Origin of the sequence: Mesorhizobium sp. M7A.F.Ca.US.014.04.1.1, from assembly GCF_003998745.1 — a bacterium.
Taxonomy (GTDB): domain Bacteria; phylum Pseudomonadota; class Alphaproteobacteria; order Rhizobiales; family Rhizobiaceae; genus Mesorhizobium; species Mesorhizobium ciceri.
The window spans coordinates 1-4606 of the sequence record NZ_RZRW01000457.1 but is presented as its reverse complement, the minus strand read 5'-3'; the positions used below and the strand labels follow the sequence as shown (position 1 = coordinate 4606).

The 4606-nt window shown below is 58.3% G+C and carries 4 protein-coding genes; 1 reads left to right on the top strand and 3 read right to left on the bottom strand.

Features of this window, described 5'->3' with window-relative positions:
* Window positions 1-1030: PAS domain S-box protein (locus EOA22_RS24910; protein WP_245478679.1), on the bottom strand; the 1030-nt coding region annotated here is incomplete at its 3' end.
* Between the two features lie 213 nt (window positions 1031-1243).
* Between EOA22_RS24910 and EOA22_RS24905 the strand changes: the two genes are divergently transcribed.
* Window positions 1244-1951 (top strand): helix-turn-helix transcriptional regulator, encoded by a 708-nt coding sequence (locus EOA22_RS24905; RefSeq protein ID WP_024502429.1) that lies wholly within the window; start codon window positions 1244-1246, stop codon window positions 1949-1951.
* A gap of 81 nt (window positions 1952-2032) precedes the next feature.
* On the opposite strand, the gene EOA22_RS24900 is transcribed toward EOA22_RS24905, so the two are convergent.
* On the bottom strand, window positions 2033-3073 hold the full coding sequence (locus tag EOA22_RS24900; protein ID WP_063167492.1) for a glycosyltransferase family 2 protein: 1041 nt from the start codon (window positions 3071-3073) through the stop codon (window positions 2033-2035).
* Window positions 3070-4437, bottom strand: coding sequence for a lipopolysaccharide biosynthesis protein (locus EOA22_RS24895; protein ID WP_013533110.1), 1368 nt, complete (start codon window positions 4435-4437; stop codon window positions 3070-3072). Before EOA22_RS24895 ends, EOA22_RS24900 begins: the two co-directional genes overlap by 4 nt.
* Window positions 4438-4606: the final 169 nt, after the last annotated feature.

Here is a 4606-nt window from a genome sequence, read left to right as displayed (position 1 = left end):
CTCCCGATATGTCGTCCACCACTACAAAAATGCTTTGAGGGAGAGCATCGGCTGGCACGGCCAAAGACAGGGCCATCAGATTAGGCAAGTCGGCCGGGTGAACGACCGCAGTCAATTCCTGCAATGGACGGCTCGGCGCGGGTGCCAGCCCCATCATTTCCCAGAACGCGGCTGAGCCCTTCACGGACCCGCTCTCGAAATCTATGCGCCATGTTCCCAACCGGCTTGACGATAGCGCCAGGTCCAACCATTCCTTCTGAGCCCGGAGTGCCTCGCGGGCGGTTCGCTCTCCCGATATGTCGTCCACCACTACAAAAATGCTTTGAGGGAGAGCATCGGCTGGCACGGCCAAAGACAGGGCCAATCTTGTCCACAAAATCGTGCCGTCTCTTCTCAGGAGACGGATCTCCGAGCCAAACGAAGTCGTGTCTTTCAGGCGAGTCAACGCTTCCGCCAAGGTGTGGTTGTCGTCGGGGTGGACGAGTGCGCTGAGCGGCAGACTTGAAAGCTCCTCCTCGACATACCCTGTCATCTCACCAAGACGCTTGTTGGACCGTTGCAACTCTCCGTTCTCATTCATGTTGGCAAAGCCAATGGCGGCACGTTCGAATGCCCAGCGATACCTGTTTTCGGTTGCTTCCAAGGCCGCGAGTCTAGCCTCCGCAACCTGCAAAAGGGTGCGGTAGTCCTGCCTCTGCCGGTGGAAAGTCAGGGCGATCATCCCCCCTGCAACCAGCAGCAGAATGGCTTGAACCCAAAGGCCGACATCGATTGGATGGTGCAGGACATCCCGCGTCAACAAGCCGACGGCAACCATCACAAATGTTGCCGCAAGAGCGATCATGCGATCTTCGAAATATGAGATGGCAATAATGGCGGGAACAAACTCAAAAAAGCCGATGTCGTATGCCACAGAGGTCGGCAGCGCTGTCTCGACTGCAAGTGTCGCTATCAGGAGCGACATCGAGGCAAGGCGGGTCAGCAACTTGCCTGAGCTGTTCGGATGCAAACTGAGCGAATGCAAACGCATGTGCCAGACTATAACCTTCTGACTAGTCCGTCGAGATTAGACCGAAAAGCGTACAGACTAGTCCGACCGCAGGATTGTTCCCCGGGATTGTAGCGCGCATTTTGTCCGATGTCGGGGGCGGATCGGACCGCTACTCTCCAAGCGACCTGACTGACATGTTTAAGGCACCTCCTTTTGACTGGGAGGCGTTGCCGTTTTGCGGGAGGTAAGAAAATGGCACTGGTTGGTAGGCAAGATGATGGAATTCTTGGTCGCCAATATGGAAGTTTCGGGGGAAAGCCTGTCTCCGCCTTGAGAACGCAAGGTGACCATGCTTCCGCTTGGCATCAAGCACCACAACGGTTCGACAGCGTTGCTGTCGAGCCACGGCAGAGCAGCCTTGCATCTGTTGTGAGAATGCTTGATCGCATCGGTTGTGGCTACCTGATCCTGAACAGCGACAGGAAGGTCATGGAGTGGAATTCAGCCGCTCAAAACACCTTGGAGCGCGAAGGCGAGGCAGCCGATACGGCCAGCAAGGTATTTGCTGCGCTGAGACGGCTGATCGCAAACGTGCCGGGCAATTTTTCTCCTGGCACGCTTTCATGGGTGGTGATCCGAGGCATGGGCGACAGGCCCCTGATATTGAACGAGAAGGGCATAGCAACGCCTGACGCGACAAGCATCGTGGCGCTGCTGGATCGTGAAAACAGGTCCGGGCCAAATCCCCAGACGCTGCAAAGAATGTTTGGTCTGACGAGTGCCGAAACGCAGCTCGCACTGCGCTTGGCGCAGGGCGATGCCCCTTTGGAAATAGCCCGCAAGCGGCGCTTGAGCCGGACCACGATAAGGTCGCAGCTGGCGTCGCTGTTCGCCAAGACCGAAACACGGCGACAGGCGGAACTGGTAGCTCTTCTTGGGCGCATATGCGTTTTGCCGTGAGGCAAACGCCTTTACCATGCGCGCGCACAACAGGCTTGTGCGCGCAATCTGTCGCTGATGTGCTTGTCGGCCAGCCTCACCTTACCGCCGTCGCGTGCGCACCCGGCCCAATCTTGGGCGGATTGCAAACACGTGATTAAGCACGTGCCAGCCCGCCACCTTCATGACCGAAGGCCGGAAGATCTGTATCCCATCCAGGAACGTGGTCAACCAGGACTGCTGGTGGAACCGCATGGGAATACGAGCAACCCGCAGCGCCCGCAGCAATGTCTCGGGAGGCGGGAGATGGTTGCGGTCTTTGATGAGATTCCAGTTAAGCTGCTTGACGGCGAGGGTCACTTCGTCGACCTCGCGGAAACTCTTTGACGTGGTAATGCTTGGATGGCTCGTTGCATCATAAAAGGTAAGCGGATCGCTTATCGCCACCATGTCCCCATGGCTGGCTAGATCGACGAAGAACAGTTGATCCACTCCGGCCGGAATCTCTTTGTGCGTGCGCATCAAGCAGCCGGCACGAATGACGTCGCTGTTGATCAACAATGTGGATGGAATGATCCCCAGGCAGCGTGTCGCGCGCACCAGATAGAGGTCCATCAGGCACTGCTGGCTGGAATAAAGGGAGATCGCTTCCTGCTCCTTGGGGACTTGGCGAAATCTCACTCGCTTGTCCTCGATTATGTTTGCGGCTGACGTCATGAAGGCAACCGACGGGTGCTGTTTGGCAACTTCGGCGAATGTCCTGAGTGCACCTGGCGCAAGCCAGTCATCGTCGTGCAGCAACTTGATCCACCGTCCAGCGCAAGCCAGCATAGCGTTGTTGGTGTTCTCCACCTGACCGCGACCTCGGCTGTTCTCGATGATGCGGATGCGAGGTTCGCTTCGTGCATAGTCGGTCACGATAGCCCAGGTCTCGCCCTCCGGTCCCTCGTCGTCGCTCACGACCAACTCCCAATCGGAGTAATCCTGACCCAGGACGCTGTCGATCGCCCTGCGGATCGTATCGGGCCGGCGAAAGGTTGGTATCCCGACAGAGATAAAAGGGCGTGACCATGAGACATCGGCACGGTCATGCTGGGTGACCGCAACTGCCGCTTGAAGATTGTCAACCGACGACGAATTCATGGTGTTTTTTCCTCGAGACATTCATGTTGGATGCACGTTGCAGCGCCTGCTGGTTGGGGGTCGTGGGTCAACAAATACAGCGATGCTGCCATTTTCAGAGCGAAACCCGACGCGCCGCCGGCGGCCATGAAATAGATGACGGTGACTGGCTGCCAGCCCGCCTGGGCGCCGGCGAGCAGCGGGCCAAACACGAGAACCGCTCGTGCGAGGTCGATGACCAGTCTTGTTCCTTGCCGACGTAGCAGAGCGGGAACGTCGCTAAGCGGAGTAGACAACGCTTGTGCCGCGCCCATCAGCGCCAGTGCGGTCATGATTTCCGCGGTGGGCATCCAAGGCTCGCCCAGGAGCGGAACGACCACATAGGGCGCGGCGAGTCCAAGCAGCAATATCGGCACCGCGGTAAAGCCGGCGGCCAGCAGGAGAAGCCCGCGTGCCACGCCAAGCAGGTGTCCACGATTGTTGTTCTGGTTTGCTTCGGCGACAAAAACATTGCTGAGCGGTGAAGCGATCAGCGTCACTGGACCGGTAACCAGGCGCGTTGCCACGCCCAAATATCCGGCAAATGCGGTGCCGAACAGCCCACCGACAAGAACTGCCGGAAGATTGTTGATCGCTATGCTCGCGAGTGTTGCGGGGATATCGAACAGAGGAAATTTGTATTCCCGCCGGGCCTTTTCGAACACCGCACGCCAAGGTGCCCGGGCGATGCCGCGCAAATCCTCCCAGCTCGTCACCCGATAACCGATATACCCGATAAAGACGAACTGGCTCAAAATATGGGCATGGATCATCGCTTCGCCGCCAAGGTTGGCAATGCCGAAAACCAATTGCAGTGCAGCCATGCTCGCCGGCAGGATCAGCCGCCCAAGGGCAAAGTCGCGCAAAAGCCCAGCACGCAGGCTCCAGCAGTTCATGGCTTCGACCAGACCTGCGCCTCCCATTCCGATCGGAATGAGCCAGGCAAGCGAGCCGAGGCGGTTGGGAGCAAGGTTCGACAGCATCTGTCCGGCCGAAAAGGCCAGGACGGTGGTCACGAACACAGCCAAAAGGATAAGCTTGACCGTCACATAGGCCTGGGCGCTCCCCTTAACCCCATAGAGTGACGCCTCGAAGCGCAATGCTGCGACCCCGGCGAGTATGTTCACAATCGACAGATAAATCGTAAAGATGCCGAAATCCGCAGGCGAATAGAGCCGCGCCAAGACCGGAATCGCAGCAAGAAGGGTGAGTTGGCCGACAATTGCCATCGCCGACACCTCACCAGCTGCACGAATGATCGAACCGATCGTGCTCGGCCGAACAGCGATGATGGCTGTGTCGGCCGCGGGAACCATCTTGGGTCTCAGAAGGTCGCTCAGTGCCATCGGTTCGCGCTTCCGAGGGAGGCAAATATCGGGGATTGCCGCAGCCTACGATGCACACCGAACGTTGCCATCATTCACCTGAATGACGCGCTCTGCGGACAGGCTGCACCCTGAATCGTCCGGGCCGCTCCCTGGATGAACCGCCCCCGGATCGTCCGCGGCCCAAGGA

Bases quoted from the DNA above. Each gene is read 5' to 3' on its own strand.
- EOA22_RS24895 (WP_013533110.1), bottom strand. From the start codon at position 4,437: ATGGCACTGAGCGACCTTCTGAGACCCAAGATGGTTCCCGCGGCCGAC.
- EOA22_RS24900 (WP_063167492.1), bottom strand. From the start codon at position 3,073: ATGAATTCGTCGTCGGTTGACAATCTTCAAGCGGCAGTTGCGGTCACC.
- EOA22_RS24905 (WP_024502429.1), top strand. From the start codon at position 1,244: ATGGCACTGGTTGGTAGGCAAGATGATGGAATTCTTGGTCGCCAATAT.